15 protein-coding genes are annotated in these 20161 nt (G+C 61.0%); 9 read left to right on the forward strand and 6 right to left on the reverse strand.

Annotation, left to right across the window (positions count from 1 at the left end; all coding sequences use genetic code 11):
* Nucleotides 1-146: 146 nt before the first annotated feature.
* The 3 genes from AUC43_RS21075 to AUC43_RS16455 all read left to right on the forward strand — a co-directional run bounded on the left by AUC43_RS21075 (nucleotide 147) and on the right by AUC43_RS16455 (nucleotide 5400).
* Complete coding sequence (locus AUC43_RS21075) at nucleotides 147-503, forward strand: VOC family protein (RefSeq protein WP_157781132.1); 357 nt, start codon at nucleotides 147-149, stop codon at nucleotides 501-503.
* 245 nt (nucleotides 504-748) lie between these two features.
* Nucleotides 749-1987, forward strand: a complete 1239-nt coding sequence (sbcD, locus tag AUC43_RS16450) for an exonuclease subunit SbcD (protein ID WP_068196130.1) — start codon at nucleotides 749-751, stop codon at nucleotides 1985-1987.
* Nucleotides 1984-5400 carry an AAA family ATPase gene (locus AUC43_RS16455; RefSeq protein WP_068196134.1) on the forward strand — a complete coding sequence of 1139 codons (3417 nt, stop codon included), beginning with the start codon at nucleotides 1984-1986 and terminating at the stop codon, nucleotides 5398-5400. Before sbcD ends, AUC43_RS16455 begins: the two co-directional genes overlap by 4 nt.
* A 213-nt stretch (nucleotides 5401-5613) precedes the next feature.
* Here the strand turns inward: AUC43_RS16455 and AUC43_RS16460 are convergent, their stop codons facing one another.
* Entirely contained in the window at nucleotides 5614-5943 is a 330-nt protein-coding gene (locus AUC43_RS16460) for a restriction endonuclease (RefSeq protein ID WP_071885951.1), read from the reverse strand.
* Between the two features lie 165 nt (nucleotides 5944-6108).
* Between AUC43_RS16460 and AUC43_RS16465 the strand changes: the two genes are divergently transcribed.
* The 4 genes from AUC43_RS16465 (at nucleotide 6109) to AUC43_RS16480 (ending at nucleotide 10565) form a co-directional block, all read left to right on the forward strand.
* Nucleotides 6109-6561 carry a hypothetical protein gene (locus AUC43_RS16465; protein WP_068196138.1) on the forward strand — a complete coding sequence of 151 codons (453 nt, stop codon included), beginning with the start codon at nucleotides 6109-6111 and terminating at the stop codon, nucleotides 6559-6561.
* 146 nt (nucleotides 6562-6707) lie between these two features.
* Nucleotides 6708-7022, forward strand: a complete 315-nt coding sequence (trxA, locus tag AUC43_RS16470) for a thioredoxin (RefSeq protein WP_071886118.1) — start codon at nucleotides 6708-6710, stop codon at nucleotides 7020-7022.
* 142 nt (nucleotides 7023-7164) lie between these two features.
* The gene (locus AUC43_RS16475; protein ID WP_233254033.1) at nucleotides 7165-9486 is read left to right on the forward strand and encodes a TonB-dependent receptor; all 2322 of its coding nucleotides are present in this window, start codon (nucleotides 7165-7167) and stop codon (nucleotides 9484-9486) included.
* 221 nt (nucleotides 9487-9707) lie between these two features.
* A complete protein-coding gene (locus tag AUC43_RS16480; RefSeq protein WP_157781133.1) occupies nucleotides 9708-10565 on the forward strand; it encodes a DUF4249 domain-containing protein in 858 nt (285 codons plus the stop codon).
* A 214-nt stretch (nucleotides 10566-10779) separates the two neighbouring features.
* Here the strand turns inward: AUC43_RS16480 and AUC43_RS16485 are convergent, their stop codons facing one another.
* The 3 genes from AUC43_RS16485 to AUC43_RS16495 all read right to left on the reverse strand — a co-directional run bounded on the left by AUC43_RS16485 (nucleotide 10780) and on the right by AUC43_RS16495 (nucleotide 14993).
* On the reverse strand, nucleotides 10780-11598 hold the full coding sequence (locus tag AUC43_RS16485; protein ID WP_082685149.1) for a purine-nucleoside phosphorylase: 819 nt from the start codon (nucleotides 11596-11598) through the stop codon (nucleotides 10780-10782).
* 40 nt (nucleotides 11599-11638) lie between these two features.
* On the reverse strand, nucleotides 11639-13411 hold the full coding sequence (sppA, locus tag AUC43_RS16490) for a signal peptide peptidase SppA (RefSeq protein WP_068196150.1): 1773 nt from the start codon (nucleotides 13409-13411) through the stop codon (nucleotides 11639-11641).
* Between the two features lie 256 nt (nucleotides 13412-13667).
* Complete coding sequence (locus AUC43_RS16495; protein WP_068196153.1) at nucleotides 13668-14993, reverse strand: replication-associated recombination protein A; 1326 nt, start codon at nucleotides 14991-14993, stop codon at nucleotides 13668-13670.
* Nucleotides 14994-15111: 118 nt separating this feature from the next.
* Between AUC43_RS16495 and AUC43_RS16500 the strand changes: the two genes are divergently transcribed.
* On the forward strand, nucleotides 15112-16044 hold the full coding sequence (locus AUC43_RS16500) for a DMT family transporter (RefSeq protein WP_068196156.1): 933 nt from the start codon (nucleotides 15112-15114) through the stop codon (nucleotides 16042-16044).
* Nucleotides 16045-16100: 56 nt separating this feature from the next.
* Here the strand turns inward: AUC43_RS16500 and lpdA are convergent, their stop codons facing one another.
* Nucleotides 16101-17495, reverse strand: coding sequence for a dihydrolipoyl dehydrogenase (lpdA, locus tag AUC43_RS16505; RefSeq protein ID WP_068196159.1), 1395 nt, complete (start codon nucleotides 17493-17495; stop codon nucleotides 16101-16103).
* Nucleotides 17496-17719: 224 nt separating this feature from the next.
* Between lpdA and AUC43_RS16510 the strand changes: the two genes are divergently transcribed.
* On the forward strand, nucleotides 17720-18640 hold the full coding sequence (locus AUC43_RS16510; protein ID WP_068196164.1) for a tetratricopeptide repeat protein: 921 nt from the start codon (nucleotides 17720-17722) through the stop codon (nucleotides 18638-18640).
* 226 nt (nucleotides 18641-18866) lie between these two features.
* Here AUC43_RS16510 and AUC43_RS16515 read toward each other — a convergent pair whose 3' ends face one another.
* Nucleotides 18867-20108 (reverse strand): geranylgeranyl reductase family protein, encoded by a 1242-nt coding sequence (locus AUC43_RS16515; RefSeq protein ID WP_068196167.1) that lies wholly within the window; start codon nucleotides 20106-20108, stop codon nucleotides 18867-18869.
* Nucleotides 20109-20161: the final 53 nt, after the last annotated feature.

Here is a 20161-nt window from a genome sequence, read left to right on the forward strand (position 1 = left end):
TAAGTTGTTCGTTTGTCGTAACGCCATTCTTTATTTTTGAAAGACAAAACCTTCTTTCCAAATAATTAAACTATTAATTAAATAAGGGCAAGAATTATGACCGACCATTCAATGAAGCTTGACATTTACGTCAACTATCCAGGGCATTGCGAAAAAGCGTTTCGATTTTACGAGCAGCATCTTGGTGGGAAAATAAATATGATGATGCCTCACCAACAACCGCATCCCAATTTCCCCCTGAATGGGAGCGCCCAATTCTTCATGCTATACTCGAGATAGGTGGCACTTTGGTTAGGGGCGCCGACATTCTTGGTGCCGAACCTATGCGTAGCGCCTATCTTACGCTTAGACTTGATACGCCGGAAAAAGCAGAACACATCTACAATCTACTTTCCACTGATGGCGAAATCTTTATGAAGATGGAAAAGACCTTCTTTGCGAATCGTTTTGCCATGCTGCGCGATAGATTCGGTACGTCTTGGATGCTCCTTAATGAAAATTAGAAATTACTGCTTTCAGATTGCTGCTAAAAATTCGGTCAATAAAATAAATTAAATAACAAAAGCTCGCAGCCAGCAAGTGGTTTGGCGTTAATAAATAGGGCAGGTAAAGGGAACGTTAGCTTTGTTTCTCTATCAGCTTTAAATTCAATTCAGCATTATCTCAACATCCAAAAAAGCCCCAGCGCATTTGCCGGGGCTTTTTGCATTCCTTGCCGCATGGGTATCTTTGAGATTATCTCTACCCTATGCGCGTCCTCCACACCGCCGACTGGCACCTCGGCCAGCGCTTCATCAGCGGCCACGAGCGCACCGACGAGCACCGCCACTTCCTGCACTGGCTGGTGGCCACGGTGCGTGAGCACGCCGTGGAAATCCTGGTGATTGCCGGCGACGTTTTCGACAGCGGCTCGCCCTCCAACCAGGCGCTGGAGCTGTACTACGATTTCCTGCTGCAAATGCAGTCCACCGAGTGCCGCGATATTGTGGTGGTGGGCGGCAACCACGACTCGCCGGCTACCCTCAATGCGCCGGCCAGGCTGCTGCGCCACCTGCGGGTGCACGTGGTGGGCTGCGTGCCCGACTGCTTCGAGGACCAGGTATTGATTTTGAACGACGCTGCCGGGCAGCCTGGGCTGGTGGTGTGCGCCGTGCCCTTTCTGCGCGACCGCGACGTGCGCCTGTCGGTGCCCGGCGAAACGGCCGAGGAGCGCGAAGCCCGGCTTAAGCAAGGCATTGCCGACCACTACGCCCGCATTGCCGAAGTGGAGCACGTGTGGCAGTTGAAAGCCAATGGCCTGCCCGTGCTGGCTACGGGCCACCTCTACGCCGCCGGCGCAGCACCCTCCGACTCCGAGCGTACCATCCACGTGGGCAACCTGGGGCAGGTGACGGCCGAGCATTTCCCGGAGATATTCGATTACGTGGCCCTGGGGCACTTGCACCGGCCCCAGCGCGTGGGTGGACGCGAGCACATTCGCTACTCGGGGTCGCCGATTGCGCTGTCGTTTTCCGAAATAGACCACGGCAAGGAAGTGCTGCTGCTGGACTTTGCCGGCGGCAAGCTGGCCACGCTCGTGGCCTTGGCCGTGCCGGGTACGCGACGGTTGCTACGTTTTCATGGGGAACTAGACGAAGTGCTGGGCCTGCTCGTGGCCTACGACAACACCGGCTACCTGCTGCCCGCCTGGGTCGACGTGGAAGTGCGCTCCGAGCTCACCCAGTTGGAAGTAGCCGAAGCGCTGCTGAAAGTTATTCAGGACCTAGACCGCAAACATGTGGAAGTGCTGGCCCGCCGCCACCTGCGCCTGGTGAAGCTGCGGCCCCTAGGCGAAGCGGCCGGCGACGAGCCCCCGCTCACGCCCAGCCTGCATGATTTTACCGAGCGCCAGGTATTTGCGCAGCGGCTGGAAAACGAGCCGGAAGCCGGCCGCGCCGAGCTGCTGGCCGCATTTGACGAACTATTGGAAGGGATGCCCCACGCATGAAGATTCTCCGCGTCCGTTTCTTTAACCTGAACTCCCTGCGCGGCGAGCACGAGGTCGACTTCGGCAACAGCCCCTTGTCCGATGCGGGGCTGTTTGCCATTACCGGGCCCACGGGGGCGGGCAAGACCACCATTCTCGACGCCATTACGCTGGCCCTCTACGGGCAGGTACCGCGCCACGACGGCAGCGGCCCCGAGCAGGTAATGAGCCACGGCACGGGCGAGAGTTGGGCCGAAGTTGAGTTTCAGGCCAGTGGCGGGGTGTACCGGGCCAAGTGGGGCCAGCACCGCGCCCGCCGCCGGGCCGACGGCCCGCTGCAGGACTCCAAAATGGAGCTTAGCGAGCAAAAAATCGTGGACGGCGAGGAAACCTGGCCGTTCCTAGAAACCTACAAGTCGCGGGTACCTGGCAAGGTGGCCGAGCTTAGTGGGCTGGAATACCGGCAGTTTCTGCGCTCGGTGCTGCTGGCCCAGGGCGAGTTTACCAAGTTCCTGAAATCGACCGCCGGCGAGCGGGCCCAGCTGCTGGAAAAGCTAACGGACACGCGCAAATACTCCGACATATCCCGGGCAGCCTACGAGCGCGCCAAGCAGGAAACCCAACGGGTGGAAACCCTGCGCGCCGGCCTGGCTGGCGTAGCCCTATTAAGCCCCGAAGAAGTAACCGAACTGGAAGCCGATGTGCAGGAGCTGGCCCAGCACGTGCAGCACGCTACCGCCGAGCAGCAGCGCCTGACCGAAGCCCAAACCTGGCGCCGCCGCCTCGAAGAGCTGGGCCTGCAGCAGCAGCGCAGCCAGTCGCGCCTGCACCAGCTCACGGCCCAGGCCGAAACCCTCACGCCGGTGCGGCAGCGCGTGGCCCGGCACGAGCAGGCGCTCCCCTTTCAAACGCCGTGGGCCCTGCTGCAAAAAACCGACGAGCAACTGCGGCACCTGACCCGTGAGGCCGAGCAGCTGCGCCAACATCTGCCCCAACTGCAGGCACAGGTAGCCACTGCCCGCCAGGCCCGCACTGCGGCCGCCGAAGCGCGGGAAACCGCCGCCGCGACCCGCCGCGACCAGGAACCCCGCCTTCGCGAAGCCGAAAAGCTGGATTTGCAGGTGCAGGAAGCTGATAAGCGCCTGCGGGAGCATCGCCAGGAATACGAGGTTAAAAATGAGCGGTGCAAACAGCTCAAGGCGACCACTGAGGCCGCCAGCACCCGCCTGCGCGAGCTGCGGCAGCAGCTTCACGCCGTGCAGGAATGGCTCACTAAGAACTTACACCTCACAGAGTTGGGCGAGGCCCTGCCCGCCCTCACGGGCAGCCTCCAGGACTGGGACCACCTGCGGGCGGAACTGGGCCGGCTGCTGCAAGCCGAACGCACGCTGCAGTTGCGCCTCACTGCTGCCATTACTGCTGGCACCCAGGGCCGCGCGGAGGCTACCACCGCCACCGAGCAATTGAGCGCCGTACGCGAGCAGCAACAGACCGCCACTGCCCAGCGCGACCAGTGGCTCAAGCGCCTGCAGCACCACGAAACGACCCTCCGCCAGCAGCACGCCGACCAGGAACGGGCCCAAAACGACCTGCGGCGCCTCATTCAGGCGCACCACCTCATTCTTACGCACGAAGAAGCCCGTGAGCACCTCACCGCGGGCGAGCCCTGCCCGTTGTGTGGAGCCACCGAGCACCCGTATGCAGCCGGTGAGCTGGGCGTAAATGCCGAATCGGTACGCGCCGACCGGGAACGAGAGGAGGAACTGGGCCAGCGCGTCCGGGCCCTCAATGCCCGGCTCAACCGCGTGCAGGCCCTGACCGGCATGCTCGAAAACAACGGTGGGCTGGTGCAGTCCGGCCCCGGCACGCCGGCCCCACTCTCCGAGGCCGAAGAAGCCGATGCTTTTGCGCAGGTGCGGGCGCTGGGACCGCAGCTGCGGGAACTGGAACAGCAGCGGCAAGCCCTGGAGCTCGTGCTTTCCAAGGCAGAAAGCCGGGTTCAGCAGGCCACCGACCAGCACCGGGAGCTGACCAACGAAATGACGCAGGTAAGCGCCGACCTGGCCGATGCCCGGGAGCGCGAGCCCCTGGTGCGGGAGCAGCTGGCGAGCCTGAGCAGCAGCTTTGGCTTGACTTTTTCCGGCGAAAATGGGCCTGAGCTAATTGATAGGCTCAAGGGCCTGGGCATCGAGTTCCAGAACAAGCAGAAGGCCCAGACCGAGGCCGAAAAGGAGCTGGCAGCAGCCGAAGTCGGCTTGGCGAAGGACGAGCAGGACAAAGCCGAGGTAGACGCTTGGTTGCGCACCCGCAAGACCGAGCTGCTGGCCGAGCACGAAGCCATTAAGACCCAAAAGGAGCAGCGCCATTTGCTATTTGCCGGCCCCGATGTGGCAGTGGCCCGAGAGCAGCTGGAAGCCGCAGCTCAACGGGCTGATAAGCAGCTAACCGAAGCCGACCAGCAGCTCCAGAAGCACGAAACCGACCTGACTACCGCCGAAAACCAGCTGCGCCAGCGCGAGCAGGACGCCGCTCGGCAGCAACTGGAGCGCGCCACCCAGCACGCGGCCTTGGTGGCCAGCCTCGAAACCGCTGGCCTCGTGCCCGACCCCTCGGCCCTCGCCCCCCTGCTCCTGCCCGATGCCGAGGTGCGCCGCCTGGCCGGCCAGCTCCAGCAGCACGAACAGGACCTGGCCATCACCCAGCAAAACCTGACTGACCTGGCCGGCCAGCTCCACAGTGAGCAAGCACGGGCCCTCACCCCCGACCCAGCCGAAACCATAGCCAGCCAGCTGCAGGCCAACCGCGAGCAGCTGGCTGCCATCCATCAGCAGCTAGGGCAGCGGCAGGAGCGCCTCAGCAGCCACCGCACCGGCCTGGAGCGCCACGCCGCAATGGCCGCCGAGCTCGAAAAGCAGCAGCAGGAAGCCCGCCGCTGGCGCGGCCTGGCCGAAGTCATCGGCTCGGCCGACGGCAAGAAGTTCAGCGAGTTTGCTCAAGGCCTCACCCTGGCCCGCTTGGTGGACCTGGCCAACCGCCACCTCACCCGCCTCACCGACCGCTACCACATCCTGCGCAACCCCGAGGAGCACCTCGACCTGCTGATTCTGGACGAGTACCAAGCCGGCAGCACCCGTTCCATGAACTCGCTTTCGGGCGGTGAAAGCTTCTTGGTGAGCCTGGCCCTGGCCCTTGGTCTGAGTGAGCTGGCCGGCCGCAAGACGCAGATTGACACGCTGTTCATCGACGAAGGCTTCGGCACCCTGGACCCCGATGCGCTAGACGTGGCCCTCACGGCCCTGGAGATGCTGCAAGGCACGGGGAAAACCATCGGCATCATCTCCCACGTCGAGGCCCTGAAGGAACGGGTGAGCACCCAAATCAACGTGCGCAAGGGCGCGGGTGGCATCAGCTCAATTCGAGTAGTTGGGCTATAGGGATTCTCGTATAAATCTTTAGCCCTTACGTCTGTCATGCAGAGCGCAGCGAAGCATCTTATCACGCCACAACGACTCGTTTAGCGGCGATAAGATGCTTCGCTGCGCTCTGCATGACAGGCGCTTAAAATGATTAGTCACGAGGTAGAGATGCTTCGGCTGCGCTCAGCATGACAGTTCTTTTTGCGTCTTTTTGGGCAACTGCATAGCTTCTCAGCGGCGGGCGCGGCGGTTGGCGATGCGCTCTACGCGCTGCTTTCGAATCCAGCGCAGGTAGGTTTGCAGCTCCTCGGCGGCGCGCAACAGCTCAACCGAAGAGTAGCGCTGGGCAAGGTCGCGGTTGCTTAGGAAGCGGTGCACGCTGCTGTGGCAGGGTTGGCATAGCTCAACGGTGGGGCCGTATTTGCCGCCTTCTTCGCGCGGTACCAAGTGGTGCCGGGAAGTGGCTTGTACCTCCCGCTCGCACAGGCCGCACTGCGGGCCAACGGTAACCGGTGAATCGAGGGGCGGCCATGCCGAGGGCCGGGTGCGCTGCCTTGCCATAAGCTGCAAAAGGGCGAGTTAGAAAGAGGGTTATTTATTGAGCTAACACCGTTCAACTTTCACAAGTTGCTGATATGCTTACTATGCGCTACCTTGGCCTGGGTTGAGCTTACTTGCATAGCTTAATTTACTCTTTGTTTCATATAACTTTCACTATTTCCCCACATGATAACAACCGTACCCTTCGTTACCTCAACCAAGCAGCCGTCGCTGGCCGGCCGGGTAGCCGGCGTGCTCACGGCCCTCTTGTTGCTGGGAGCCGCGCCCTCGGTGCGCGCCCAAACCTGGATGGTGAGCACCAACGCCCAAATCAAAATGGGCATTCTCGATAAATACGGCCAGTTGGGACCCTACACGGCCACGTTTGTGGTGCACAGCGAGCGTACCGGCAAAGACTACTTCCTGGTGAAGGAGCTGGCCCAGGGCCAAACGGGCGTCGACGTGCTGTTCCCCACCGACCCTTCGGACCCGCAGTATTTCAAAACCGAATCGGGGGAGGCGGCCGCCGCCGCGCCCGGCCGCTACACCTGGGAATGCCGGGTAAAAGGCGTAAAAGCCGTGGGTGGCCGGTTTGTGTTTCCCGAAGTCGGCAACGACGTGAGCGTGGTTACCAAGTAAATGCCCACCGCACGGGCGGCTTTTTAAGCAGCGAAACCAACGAAAGCCTGGCCATGTGCCGGGTTTTTTCGTTTAGAAAGTGGGCCCTGGCCAGCCGGGAATACCGCACCGGGTCCGTTATTCGTTCACTTTCTTTCGTCATTACCGTGCCACGCAAATCCTTTCCCGAACTCATCAACAGCCCGGGCATGCCCGTGCTGGTCGATTTTTATGCCACCTGGTGCGGCCCCTGCAAAACCATGGCGCCCATTCTGGAGCAGGTAGCGGCCCAGCACGGCGGCAAGCTGCGCGTCATCAAGATTGACGTGGACCGCAACTCGGCCGTGGCCCAGCAATACCGCGTGCAGAGCATCCCCACGCTCATTCTCTTTCATCAGGGGCAGCCGGTGTGGCGGCAGGCGGGCGTGGTGCCCGCCGCCCAAATTAGCCAGGCGCTGCAGCCCTTCGTGGGCAAGAGCTAGCTCATCGGGTTTTCCGATTGCGGGGCTGCGAGCGGGCGGCAAACTATCCGGTCGGGCTGGGCGTTGGAGAGCACGCTACCTTTGTGTTTTCCTCGATTGCTACCGTATGCCTGGGGGTTCTGTTAAACGTTACTTCTTATTAGTGTTATGGTTAGGCCTGGGCTGGCCACGGGTGGGCTGGTCGCAGGAGGCAGCCCATTTTCTGCTCAGTGGCACGGTGCGCGGCGTGCGCGGCGAAGCGCTACCGGGGGCCAGCGTGGCCGTGCCCGCCCTTAATACCGGCACCGCAGCCGATTCCCTGGGGCATTTCTCCCTGAGGCTGCCGGCCGGGCGGCACCAGGTGGTGGTGGCCTTCGTGGGGTATCAGCAAATCACCCGCGAGCTGAACCTGACCAAAAACCAGCGGCTCAACGTGGCCCTGGAAGAGAGCGGCAACCAGCTCGGCGAGGTGGTGGTAGAAGGAGCCGCTACGCTGGAAGAAAAGCTCAGAACCACGCAAATGGGCGTCGAGCACCTCAGCATCCGGGAGGCCAAGCTGCTGCCGGCGCTGTTTGGCGAAGTCGATATTCTGAAAACGCTGCAGCTCAAGCCGGGCATACAGAGCGGCGGCGAGGGCACCAGCGGGCTGTTTGTGCGCGGCGGCTCGGCCGACCAAAACCTGGTGCTCCTCGACAATGCCCTGGTGTACAACCCCAACCACTTGTTTGGGCTGTTTTCGGTGTTCAACTCCGATGCCGTGCAAAGCGTGGATTTGTACAAGTCGGGCTTTCCAGCTCAATTTGGGGGGCGGCTGTCGTCGGTGGTGGATGTGAAGCTGCGCGAGGGCGACCGCCAGCACTACGTGGCCACCGGCGGCGTGGGCCTCATTTCGTCGCGCCTCACCTATGAGGGGCCCATCAACAAAGGCAAAGGCTCGTTTATCGTGTCGGGCCGCCGCACGTATTTCGACATTTTCACGCGCGCCCTCAACAAGGCCAACGAAGGAAAAGAAGACTACAGCCCCATTCCCGATTACTACTTCTACGACCTCAACGCCAAGGCCAACTATACGCTCAGCGAGAAAGACCAGCTGTTTCTGAGCGGCTACCTCGGCCGCGATACGTTCGGGTTCAACAGCTCGGGCGGGTTCGATTTTAAATTCAACTGGGGCAACACCATCGGCACGCTGCGCTGGAACCACGTCTTTTCGCCCAAGCTTTTCGTCAATACCTCGGTTTCGGTTTCGGATTATAAATACGACCTGACCAACAAGCTCGACCAGTTCAGCTTCAAACTGGGCTCCCGAATCACGGACTACAGCGGCCGCACCGATTTCGAGTACACCCCCAACGACCGGCACGTGCTCAAAGCCGGGGCGCAACTCACTCAGCACAAGTTTGGGGTGGGCCGGCTGGATGCCAATTCCGGCGACGGCCGCGTGAACTTTGGGTCCGATGTGAGCTACTACGGCCTCGACGGCGCCCTCTACGCCTCCGACAACTTGAAAGCCACCGACAAGCTGCAGCTCGAAGGCGGCCTGCGGCTCACCGGCTTCCGCAGCGGCAGCAACCAATACGGCAGCCTCGAGCCCCGCGCATCGGCCCGCTACTCGCTCAACGACCGTACCTCGCTCAAAGCCAGCTACGCCCTGATGTACCAGTACGTACACCTGGTCACGAACTCGGGTGCCTCGCTGCCCACGGATATCTGGTACCCCTCACGGCTCGCGGTACAGCCGCAGCGCTCGCAGCAGTTGAGCAGTGGCGTGAGCTTTTTATTGGGCCGGGGCAAGTACCTGCTCACCAACGAAGTATACTACAAGTGGGGCCGCAACCAAGTCGACTTCAAGGACGGCGCCCAGCTTTTTGTGAACCCCGAGTTGGATGCCGAATTCATCTTCGGCAAAAGCTGGATCTACGGCGACGAGTTGTACTTGGAAAAGAAAACCGGCAAAACGACCGGCTGGATAGGCTACACGCTGGCCTGGAGCTGGCGCAATTTCCAGCCCCAGCGCGGCACCACCGGCGTAAACAGCGGCCAGGATTTCCACCCCAACTACGACCGCCGCCACAACCTGACCGTGGTGCTGCTGCACCAGCTCAACGCGCGCATCAACCTCACGGCCAGCTTTATCTACACCTCGGGTTCGCTCACCACGCTGCCGCTGGGCCGGTTTGGCGTGCAAGACATTCCGGGCTCGAGCACGGGCATCGACCCGCGGCCGGTGCCCATTTACCCCAACCGCAATTCCTACCAGCTCATCCCCTACCACCGCCTCGACCTCGGCGTGGTGTACAAAATTGGTACCCGCCGCAACCAGGACCTCACCCTGAGCATCTACAACGCCTACAATCGGCGCAATGCCTACTTCGTGTTTTTTGAAACCGTGAAGGACAAAGCCACCGACCGCACCACCGGCTTTCAAGCCAAGCAGGTGTCGCTGTTCCCAGTTATCCCCTCGCTGACTTACAATTTCAGGTTTTAATGTCCTTGCAAAGCGCATCTATCTGTCATGCTTCCACGCCACTTGTCATGCTGACGAAGGAAGCATCTTATCGCCGCTGAACGAATCGTGCTAACCTGATAAGATGCTTCCTTCGTCAGCATGACAAGTGGCGCGAGCGAGATGCTTCGACAAGCTCAGCATGACGTGCAACGATGCTGCTGAGCAACTTAGCCTCTAAAAAACTGGTGAATATCCCCAATATGATAATCGTAAATAAATCTGCTGTTTACCTCCTTGCCTTCCTGGCGTTGGCGGGGTGCGGCAAGCTGCAGAACAACATCGACGTGCCGCTGCCCAGCTACTCGGCCGAGCTAGTGGTGGAGTGCTATTTGGAGCCGGGCCAGGTGCCGAGCCTGGCTGTCACTACCTCGGTGCCGTACCTGAGCGCGGCGTTGCCTCAGGTGCCCACCGACGTTACCGTGAGCCTCACGATGCCCAATGGTACGGTGGTGCCGCTGCCGTTCAAGCCCAATTACGCTGCCCTGGTAGACACCAGCTCGGGCCAGAAATTCCACTCCCATATTGGGCGCGACCCACTGGTGGCCCGCCCCGGCGACGTGTTTAAGCTGGACGTGCGCGATACCCAGGGCCGCCACGTCACGAGTACCACTACCATGCTGCCGCCCGTGCCCATCGATTCGGTGGAATACAAGTTCAATGATAAAACCGGGGCCGAGCGCAAAGCCTATTTCCTCACCAGCTTCCGCGACCCGCCCACGGCCGATGACTGCTACCGCCTGCAGCTGCACAAAGGCAACCCGGCCAAAGGTGCCCTGCAAAAGCAGCCCGAAGTCGACAACTCCTTCGAGGACCGGCTGCTCAATGGCAAGCCGTTTGTGGTGGGCACCACCTACCGCTTTCTCAGCGGCGATACCGTCACGGCCACTCTCTACCACACCGATGCGGCCTTCTACCGTTTCCGCCAGTCGATTCGCGATGCCCGCGGGGCCAACGGCAACCCGTTTGCCCAGCCCTCGGCCATCTACAGCAACGTGCAGGGCGGCGTCGGCATCTTCTCGGTGCTGAGCGGCACCCATATGACTAAGATTATTAAGTAGCTAAACATCAATGGTGTTAAAAGACAGCTTAAGCCCAACAGGTGGGCCGGCGCAGCAATTATATAAGAGGTACTCCGCCGGATTTCCACTTTAGGCCCGATGCATTTCTGCTCATAATAAAAAGGCCATTGCAAAATGCAATGGCCTTTTTATTGTCCTGACACCAGGTTGAACTCACGCTAAATTGAGCTTGGCTCAATCAACAATTCAGCGCTTACATTTTTTCAATTACGGCCTTTACCAGCGCCGTGAGGCGTGGCTCGGCCTTGGCGGCGGCGGCGAAAATATCGGCCAGCACCACCGGCTTGAGGTGCCCCGGCGAACACAAGTCGGTGATGACCGACACGGCCAGCACGGGTAGTCCCAGGTGGCGGGCCGCAATTACTTCGGGCACGGTGCTCATGCCCACGGCATCGGCCCCGATGATGCGCAGGTAACGGTACTCGGCCGGGGTCTCGAGCATGGGGCCGGGCACGCTCACGTACACGCCGCGCCGGGTGGTATCGGCCTGGCCGAGTTCCTGGGCGGCGGCTTCGGCGTGGGCCAGCAGGCCGTGGTCGTAGGCGGCAAACATGTCCGGGAAGCGCGGGCCCAGTTCGTCGTGGTTCGGGCCGATAAGCGGGTTGGTGGGCTGCAGGTTGATGTGGTCGTCAATCAGCATCAGGTCGGCAATATTGAAGTCGGGGTTGAGCCCACCTGCGGCGTTGCTTACCACCAGCTGCTTGATGCCCAGCATCTTCAGCACCCGCACCGGCAGCACCACCTGCTCCATGGTGTAGCGCTCGTAGTAGTGGAAGCGACCTTGCAGCACGGCCACGTTTTTGCCGCCCAGGCGGCCCAGCAGCAGCCGGCCGGCGTGGCTTTCTACGGTCGAAAGCGGGAAGTGCGGGATGTTGGCGTAGCTGATGCTGTGCTCCACTTCTACTTCCCGGGCCAGCGCGCCGAGCCCCGTTCCGAGGATGATGCCGATGTCGGGGCGAAAATTGGGGGCGTAGGCTTCGATGTAGACGGTGGCCTCGCGCAGTTGCTGCATATGGAGCATTTAGAGCTGGGAGTCGGGCAGTTGAAAGAGTTTATTGCAAATCGAATTCGTAGGGCAGCCGGGCCTGCACGCCGCGCATGTGCATGAGCTGCTGGTACTGCGCATAGGCCGGGTAGAGCGGGCCCAGCTGGGTTTGCAGGGCCTTGGTTTGGGCTTCTTCGTCATCGCTGGCCCCAAACATGTTGAGCAGGCGTTCCAGCTCGGTTTTGCGGCGGGGCAGGCGCTGCACCCGGAAGTCGTCGGCCTTGATGTGGGCGCGGGCTGCGGCGATTTTCACGGCGTCGGTGTAGTCGCCCAGCACGTCTACGAGGCCGTTGTTCTTGGCTTCGACCCCGCTCCAGACGCGGCCCGATGCCAGGCGGCGCAGGCGCGCCACGGGCATGTGCCGGCCCAAGGCGGCCTTGGTGGTGAAGTCGGCGTAGATGTGGTCGACTTCGTGCTGCAGCGTGCGCTTCTCAAAGTCCGAGAGCGGGCGCGTGATGGTGGGCAGGTCCGAGAACTTGCCGGTGGTGACGCGGTCCACGGTAATGCCGAGCTTGTTGGCCAGCATGGGCTGGATGTTGGGCAGCACGCCAAACACACCAATGGAACCCGTGATGCTGTTGGGGTGGGCCACAATGGTGTCGCAGGCCATGGCAATGTAGTAGCCGCCCGACGCCGCCACGTCCGACATCGACGCAATAATCGGCTTCACCTTCTTGGTGAGCAGCACCTCGCGGTAAATAATGTCGGAGGCCAGGGCCGAGCCGCCGGGCGAGTTGATGCGCAGCACCACGGCCTTCACCTTGTCGTCGAGCCGGGCCTTGCGGATGGCTTCGGCAAACTTGTCGCTGCCGATGTTGTCGTCGCTGCCTTTGCCGGTCACGATGTCGCCTTCGGCATAAATCACGGCAATGCGGTTGCCGCTGGTTTTGCCTTCGTTTTCATCGGCTTTGTCTTCGTCGAAGTAGTCGTGCAGGCTCACCAGGTTGGGCTTTTTCTTGCTGCTCAAACCCAGTTTGCCGCGCATGTAGTCCTGCACTTCGTCGAAGTAGCCGAGCTTGGTTACCATCTTCAGGCGCAGGGCATCGGGGGCGTTGTGCACCAGCATCGAGTCGCTGATAACCTTGAGGCGCGCCGGCGCAATGCCACGGGTGGCGGCGACCTGCCCAATCATGTGGTTGTTGATGGCGTTCAGGAACGACACGGTTTGGTAGCGGGCCGAATCGGAGAAATTCTCGCGGAAAAACGGCTCAACCGCGCTTTTAAAAGAACCCACCCGGAAGATGTACGGCTCAATGCCGGCCTTGTCGAACAGCCGCTTGTAGAACAGCACCTCCGTGCTCAAGCCATTGAACTCCAGCGTCCCTTGCGGGTGCAGGTAGATTTCATTGGCCACCGACGAAAGGTAGAAGGCCTTCTCCGAGCACACTTCGTGGTAGGCCACGATGAACTTGCCCGACTTCTTGAAGTTGAGTAGCTCGTTGCGCACCTCTTCCATCGAAGCCATGCCGCCCTGCACAATGTCGAGGTTCAGGAGAATGCCCTTGATGTCGCCGTCGGTTTTCGCCCGGCGAATGGCCTGCTTCAGGCTCACCAGTCCCGTGGAGGAGTTATTGCCCCCGAAGAAATTGAACTTGCTGTCGCGCCCCCGCTCCGAGAGCGGCTCGTTGAGCTTCAGCTCCAGCACCGAATTGGCAGCGATTACCTTGCGGTCGGCCGTGCTGGCGGCCCCAATGATGGCGGCCAGCAGCACAAAGCCCAAAAAGCAGAACGCCACCAGGCCTACGAGGGTGGCCAGCACGTATTTAAAGAATTGACGCATGTCGTTTATTTACAGAAATTAGGTTTGTAAAAGTAAGGACGTAGAACTGCTGTCGCTGCTTTTTTAAATCCTATCCAAAAACAGCCCTGGTTTCGAAATTGAGCTAGCTTAAACTGCTTAGTGCCTGTCGTCTCCCTCACGCCGTCTGTCATGCAGAGCGCAGCGAAGCATCTTCTCACCGCTGAACTAGTCGTGCTGACTTGATAAGATGCTTCGCTGCGCTCTGCATGACAGACGTGCTCTGCATGACGTTGGGCTAATAACCGTACTTCTCGCCCCACCAGCTGCGCAGGCGCTCCTGGATTTTCTGCTCGCTGGGGTTGAGGCCCGGCTCGTAGAAACGGGTGCCGCTCAGCGCATCGGGCAGAAACTCCTGCTCTTCAAAGTTTCCCTCGCCATTGTGCGAGTAGGCGTACTCCTTGCCGTAGCCGAGCTGCTTCATCAGGCGCGTGGGGGCGTTGCGCAGCGGCACCGGCACTGGATACACGCCGTTGGCTTTCACCTCGGCCTGCGCTGCCCTGATGGCCATGTACGAGGCATTGCTTTTCACCGAAGTAGCCAGGTAAACAACGGTTTGGGCCAGAATCAAATCAGATTCGGGCAGGCCGATGACCGTGCAGGCCTGAAAGCAGCTCGTGGCCAGCATCAGGGCGTTGGGGTTGGCGTTGCCGATGTCTTCGGAAGCCAGAATGAGCATGCGGCGGGCAATGAACTTCACGTCTTCACCGCCCTCCAGCATCACGGCCAGGTAGTAGAGCGCGGCGTTGGGGTCGGAACCGCGCATGCTTTTAATGAAGGCTGAAATGACGTCGTAGTGCATTTCGCCGCCCTTGTCGTACTTGGCCAACGGGCGCTGGGCCACTTCCTGCACCACGGCATCGGTGATGGTGACCACGCCTTTTTTATCCGGCGGAGTGCTTTGCACCACGATTTCGAGCAGGTTGAGCAGCTTGCGGGCGTCGCCCCCGCTCAGGGCCAGCAGGGCGTGGTCTTCGGCCAGCTTTACTTTTTTCTGTTTCAGGGCCTCGTCTTCCCGCAGCGCTTTGGCCACCAGCTCGCGCAGAGTTTCCGCGCTCAGCGGCTCCAGCACGTACACCTGGCAGCGCGATAGCAAGGCCGGGATGACTTCAAACGACGGGTTTTCGGTGGTGGCCCCAATCAGGGTGACGGTGCCCTGCTCCACGGCCCCGAGCAAGGCATCCTGCTGCGCCTTGCTGAAGCGGTGTATCTCATCAATAAACAACACCGTGCCCCGCTGCCGCTTGGCTTTGTCGATTACGTCGCGCACGTCTTTCACGCCCGCATTGATGGCCGAGAGCGCCGAAAACGGCTGTTTTAGCTCCGAGGCCAGCAAGTGCGCCAGGGTGGTTTTGCCCACGCCGGGCGGGCCCCATAGTATCAGGCTGGGCAGGCGGCCGGAGTTGAGGTAGCGGCGCAGCACGCCCTTCTCCCCCACCAAATGCTGCTGGCCGGCGTAGTCGGCCAGGCGGCGGGGACGCTGGCGCTCGGCCAGGGGCGCGTCGGGCCCGGGGCCGGGCGGGGGAGTAAATGCGGCGGGTTCGTCGGGAAAAAGGGAAGTCATGAGTAGCAAAGTTGCGCGAACTTTGTAGTTCGCGTTTTTAGAACGTTCGGCACCGTAACGGGTTCTGACGGCGCGAAAACGCGAACTACAAAGTTCGCGCTACAGCCCTCCCCAAACTATGCGTAATTCCTACCGCGTCCACGCGGCGCTGTTTTTCGTCGCCCTCATCTACGCCGCCAACTACAGCCTGTCGAAAGACGTGATGCCGCGCTACATGGGGCCGTTTGGCATTGTCACGCTCCGCATTGTTGGGGCGGCGCTATTCTTCGGCATCATCCACCGCATCGTGGCCCCGCAGGACAAGCTGGTGGGCCGGGCCGACAACCTGCGCGCCATTGCCTGCGGCATCTGCGGCATTGGCGTCAACCAGCTGCTGTTTTTTTCGGGCCTCAATCTGACGTCGCCCATCAGCGCCTCGCTGCTGCAAACCATCGCACCCATTGTGGTGGTCATTGCCTCGGCCATTTTGCTCAGTGAAAAAATCACGCTGCCGCGGGTGCTCGGCATTGCCGTGGGCGCCTTCGGGGCGGGCCTGCTCATCCTGAGCCGCAACGCACAGGCAGCCATTTACCCGCACGCCACACTGGGCAATACTTTCATCCTGGCCAATGCCACCGTTTTTGGGCTGTACCTGGTCCTGGTGCAGCCGCTGATGCGCAAGTACCACGCCTTCACCGTGCTGGCGCGCATCTTCCTGGTGGGTGCCTTCATCGCGGTACCTTTTGGCTGGCGCGAGGCCCTCACCGCTGATTACGGCCACTTTCCGCTGCACATCTGGCTGGAAATCGGCTACATGGTCATCTTCCTCACCATTCTGGCCTACCTGCTCAACAACTGGGCCCTGAAATACGCCTCCCCGGCCCTGCTGGGCGTATACATCTACCTGCAGCCTGTGCTGGCCGTGCTCATCGCCGTGAGTCTGGGCAAAGACCACCTCACCTGGGGCAAGGCCGGGCAGGCCGTGCTCATCTTCCTGGGTGTGTGGCTGGTGAGCCGCAAGCCCAAAGCGGTAGCCGAGCCTGAGGTGCCGCTGGTGGCAGTGCAGGATTAAATCAAAAAGGCCCGGCTAAATAGCCGGGCCTTTTTCTCAAACAATTAAACTCAGACCTAGAGGTGAATCACCTCACCGTAAGCCGCTGCAGCGGCTTCCATAATGGCTTCCGACATGGTGGGATGCGGGTGTACCGACTTGATGATTTCCATCCCGGTGGTTTCCAGCTTGCGGGCTACCACTACCTCGGCAATCATCTCGGTTACGTTTGAGCCAATCATGTGGGCGCCGAGCCATTCGCCGTATTTCTTGTCGAAGATGACTTTCACAAAGCCGTCTTTCACACCGGCGGCGCTGGCTTTGCCCGAAGCGGAGAACGGGAATTTGCCCACCAGCACGTCGTAGCCTTTTTCCTTGGCTTCGGCTTCGGTGTAGCCCACGCTGGCGATTTCGGGCGAGGCGTAGGTGCAGCCGGGGATGTTCTGGTAGTTGAGCGGCTCGGGGTGATGGCCGGCGATTTTCTCGACGCAGATGATGCCTTCGGCCGAGGCCACGTGGGCTAGCGCGGGGCCGGGCACGATGTCGCCGATGGCATAAATACCGGGCACGTTGGTCTGGTAGAAGTCGTCCACAATCACGCGGCCGCGCTCCACTTTGATGCCCAGTTCTTCAAGGCCGATGTTCTCGAGGTTAGTGGTCACGCCCACGGCGCTCAGCACCACGTCGCACTCAATCACCTGCTCGCCCTTGGCGGTTTTGATGGTCACTTTGCAGCCTTCGCCGGCGGTGTCCACTTTGGTTACTTCGGCGCTGGTGAGCACGTTCACGCCGATTTTGCGGAACGACTTCTCCATCTGACGCGACACTTCCTCGTCCTCCACCGGCACGATGCGGGGCAGGTACTCCACCACCGTCACTTCCGAGCCCATGGTGCGGTAGAAGTAGGCAAACTCGACGCCGATGGCGCCCGAACCCACCACCACGAGGCGCTTGGGCAGCTGCTCCATGGCCATGGCCTTGCGGTAGCCGATGATTTTCTTGTTGTCGACGGGCATGGTGGGCAGCTCGCGCGAGCGGGCGCCGGTGGCCAGGATGATGCTTTTGGCTTCGACGGTTTCTTTGCTGCCGTCGGCTTTGGTTACTTCTACTTTGCCGGGAGCCAGCACTTTGCCGGTGCCCATCACGGTTTCAATCTTATTCTTTTTGAACAGGAAGTTGATGCCCTTGCTCATGCCGTCGGCCACGCCGCGGCTGCGGTTGATAACGGCGTTGAAGTCGAAGCCGATGCCGTCGGCTTTCAGGCCGTAGTCGCTGGCGTGGTTGAGGTATTCAAATACCTGCGCCGACTTGAGCAGGGCTTTGGTGGGGATGCAGCCCCAGTTGAGGCAGATGCCGCCCAGCGACTCGCGCTCGATAACGCCCACTTTCAAACCCAATTGCGACGCCCGAATGGCGGCGACGTACCCGCCGGGGCCGCTGCCGACCACGACCAAATCAAATTGCAATGCCATAAAATGCTCAGGAAGAAAAAAGTACACCGGGCCCGCCTGGGGGACCCACCCATTGTGGCGCAAAGATAGACGCGGCCCCGCACCGCGCAGCTATATCCAATACTTCGGCTTAACTACTTGGGAGGGCTTTTGTGCGGCCCAGGATATCGGCCACACTTGCATTGTCTCCGTATAACGCCCCGGTAACGGCAAAGCCGCCCACTTCCTACCATACTTCTGACTCCATGAAATTACTTTTCCGCACACCGCTGGCTGCCATTGGGCTGTTGGCATTCCTTACCAACTGCGCTACTACCGTTACCGAAAAGGAGAAGCCGTCCGTTGCGAGCCAGCCCATGGATGCGCCCGTGGCCACCGGTGCCACCCGCCCCGACTCGAGCGGCGCCGCGGCTACCGCGCCGGATGCCCGCGTTACCGCCGCCGAACCCACCACTCCTCCCACCGTGACCGGAGCGCCCGTGAATGCGCCCATCACGGAAAGCGTGGCTGCCGGTGGCGCGGCCGCTAATGCTGCTCCTGCTGTAGCCCCAAGCGCGGCGGTGGCTTCGGCCGAGCGGGCGAAGGAGAAGAAAATGACCACCGCGGAATACCGCACCATGCTCGCCAACGCCGAGGCGGCCGTGAAGGCCAATCCCAAAAACGCCGCCGCCCTGCTCCAGCGGGCCAAGGCCAAAAGCTACCTCAAGCAGTATAAAGAAGCGCTGCCCGACTACACCGCTGCCCTGCGTTACGAGCGCACCAACCCCGACGCTTACTACAACCGTGGCGTAAACCGCCTGATGATGAAGGAATACAAAGCGGCCGCGTCGGACTTTTCTGGTGCCCTCAAGTATCGGCCCGACGACAAAGAATCTTTCTTCGGCCGCGGCGTGGCCAAGATGCAGATGTACCAATACAAGCCAGCGGTGGCCGATTTTACCCGCGCCATCCAGCTCGACTCCACCTATGCCGATGCCTGGGAATACCGCGGCATCAGCTACTCGTCGTTTGACAAGCTAGCCGAAGCGCGGCGCGACCTGGAGCGGGCTACCAAGCTCAACCCCGAAGCGGCTAAGAGCCTCCGGCGCTATGTGAAAAACGAAGGCAAAGAGCCTGTTAAAGCTACGGGAGCTAAAGTGGCGCCCCGCCCTGCAGCAAAGCGGTAGCGGAACCTCACCCCCGGCCCCTCTCCCGCGGAGAGGGGAGCCACGGCACAAGTACCAGCTCAATTTCTTGAAACTAAAAGCCCCGGCTCAAAATTGAGCCGGGGCTTTTAGTTGTATGACCGTCTGGCTCCCGTCTCTTTTGGAGAGCGGCCGGGGCCGTGCTCGGTAGGGGTGAGGTTCCGCGACCTCACCTAGCAGGACGTTTTTTTTAAGGAATAAAATACCCTTACTTCCCGCCAAACAACAGCTTGAAATAAAACCCTGGCTGGCGCAGCCGTTCCCGCAGGTCAAGGTCCATGAACATGGCCGACAGGGTTTCGGCCAAGGTGGGATTGTTCACGGCACGATTGGCTACAATGTTAAACAGGCTGGGGAAGTTGAGCAGCCGCTGCATCACGCGGCTCAGGCGCAGCTCCTGGCCGAGGCGGTTGTAGACTGCTTTGTCGTAGTTCTTCAGGAATTCTAGGCTAAAATCGGCCTTGGCGACGGCTTGGGCGGCCCAGATGGCGGCGTGGCGCCCACTCACCATGGCGTGCGAAATGCCCTCGCCGCTGAAGGGGTCGATGAGCGAGCCGGCATCGCCGAGCAGCATATAATTGGCGCCCGACAAGGACCGGCGTTTCGAGCCCAGGGGCAGGCCGAAACCGCGCACGGGCCCCAGCCGCTCGGCATTGGCAAAGCGCGGCGCCAGCGTGGGGTGGGTGGTCAGAATTTCGTCGAGTCGCTGGCGGAGGTTAATTTTCTTGGCCGCTACGGTCTTGGAGAGCATGCCCACGCCCACGTTGGCCTGGCCGTTAGGCAAGGGAAATACCCAGAGGTAGCCGGGCAGGAAATCCTTGATGAAGTGCAGCTCAATAAAATTGTCGGGGCTCAGGCCGGTCACCTTGTCGTAGTAGGTGCGCAAGCCGGCGCAGTGATGGTCGGGCTCGAGGGCGTGGCCGGCCACCTTGCGGGCAAACTCCGACTGGGCGCCGTTGGCCACCAATAGAATGCGGCAAGTCGCCACTTCCTGGCCGGCTTTGTCGAGCAGCTGCCAGCCGGTGGGCGTGCGCTCGGTGCGGGCCACATCCACGTTTTCGCGAAAGTCAATTTCGGGCCGCTGGCGCACTTCTTCCACCAGGAAGTTGTCGAAATCGAGGCGCTTGGCTACGTGGCCGGCGGCGTGGTCGGTGGCCTTGTCGAACTTGGGCTTGAAGGGAATGCCGAGACGGCGGCCATTGGGCGCAAAGAAATCGATGCCCCAGCTGGGCACCTGCATGGGCGCGGCGGCCAGCCGGGCGGGCAGCGTTTCGTCGATGCGGCGCAACTCGCTCAGCACCTTGCCGCTGAGGGCGTCGCCACAGATTTTGTCGCGGGGGAAGGAAGCGCGGTCGAGCAGCAGGCAGCGGTGGCCGGCGTTGGCCAGGTGCAGGGCGGCGGTGGCCCCGCCGGGGCCGGCACCCAAAATGCAGATATCGTGGTGAAGCATAATCTGGGGCGAAGTTAGCCCGCTGTAGCGCGGACTTTGCAGTCCGCGCCCCC

This window comes from Hymenobacter sedentarius (assembly GCF_001507645.1).
GTDB classification, from domain to species: Bacteria; Bacteroidota; Bacteroidia; order Cytophagales; family Hymenobacteraceae; genus Hymenobacter; species Hymenobacter sedentarius.

What these genes read in the sequence shown, in the direction of transcription:
- sbcD (WP_068196130.1), top strand. Translation starts at nt 749, where the DNA reads ATGCGCGTCCTCCACACCGCCGACTGGCACCTCGGCCAGCGCTTCATC.
- AUC43_RS16485 (WP_082685149.1), bottom strand. Translation starts at nt 11,598, where the DNA reads ATGCAGCAACTGCGCGAGGCCACCGTCTACATCGAAGCCTACGCCCCC.
- AUC43_RS16465 (WP_068196138.1), top strand. Translation starts at nt 6,109, where the DNA reads ATGATAACAACCGTACCCTTCGTTACCTCAACCAAGCAGCCGTCGCTG.
- lpdA (WP_068196159.1), bottom strand. Translation starts at nt 17,495, where the DNA reads ATGGCATTGCAATTTGATTTGGTCGTGGTCGGCAGCGGCCCCGGCGGG.
- sppA (WP_068196150.1), bottom strand. Translation starts at nt 13,411, where the DNA reads ATGCGTCAATTCTTTAAATACGTGCTGGCCACCCTCGTAGGCCTGGTG.
- AUC43_RS16515 (WP_068196167.1), bottom strand. Translation starts at nt 20,108, where the DNA reads ATGCTTCACCACGATATCTGCATTTTGGGTGCCGGCCCCGGCGGGGCC.
- AUC43_RS16495 (WP_068196153.1), bottom strand. Translation starts at nt 14,993, where the DNA reads ATGACTTCCCTTTTTCCCGACGAACCCGCCGCATTTACTCCCCCGCCC.
- AUC43_RS16500 (WP_068196156.1), top strand. Translation starts at nt 15,112, where the DNA reads ATGCGTAATTCCTACCGCGTCCACGCGGCGCTGTTTTTCGTCGCCCTC.
- AUC43_RS16510 (WP_068196164.1), top strand. Translation starts at nt 17,720, where the DNA reads ATGAAATTACTTTTCCGCACACCGCTGGCTGCCATTGGGCTGTTGGCA.
- AUC43_RS16455 (WP_068196134.1), top strand. Translation starts at nt 1,984, where the DNA reads ATGAAGATTCTCCGCGTCCGTTTCTTTAACCTGAACTCCCTGCGCGGC.
- AUC43_RS16460 (WP_071885951.1), bottom strand. Translation starts at nt 5,943, where the DNA reads ATGGCAAGGCAGCGCACCCGGCCCTCGGCATGGCCGCCCCTCGATTCA.
- AUC43_RS16480 (WP_157781133.1), top strand. Translation starts at nt 9,708, where the DNA reads ATGATAATCGTAAATAAATCTGCTGTTTACCTCCTTGCCTTCCTGGCG.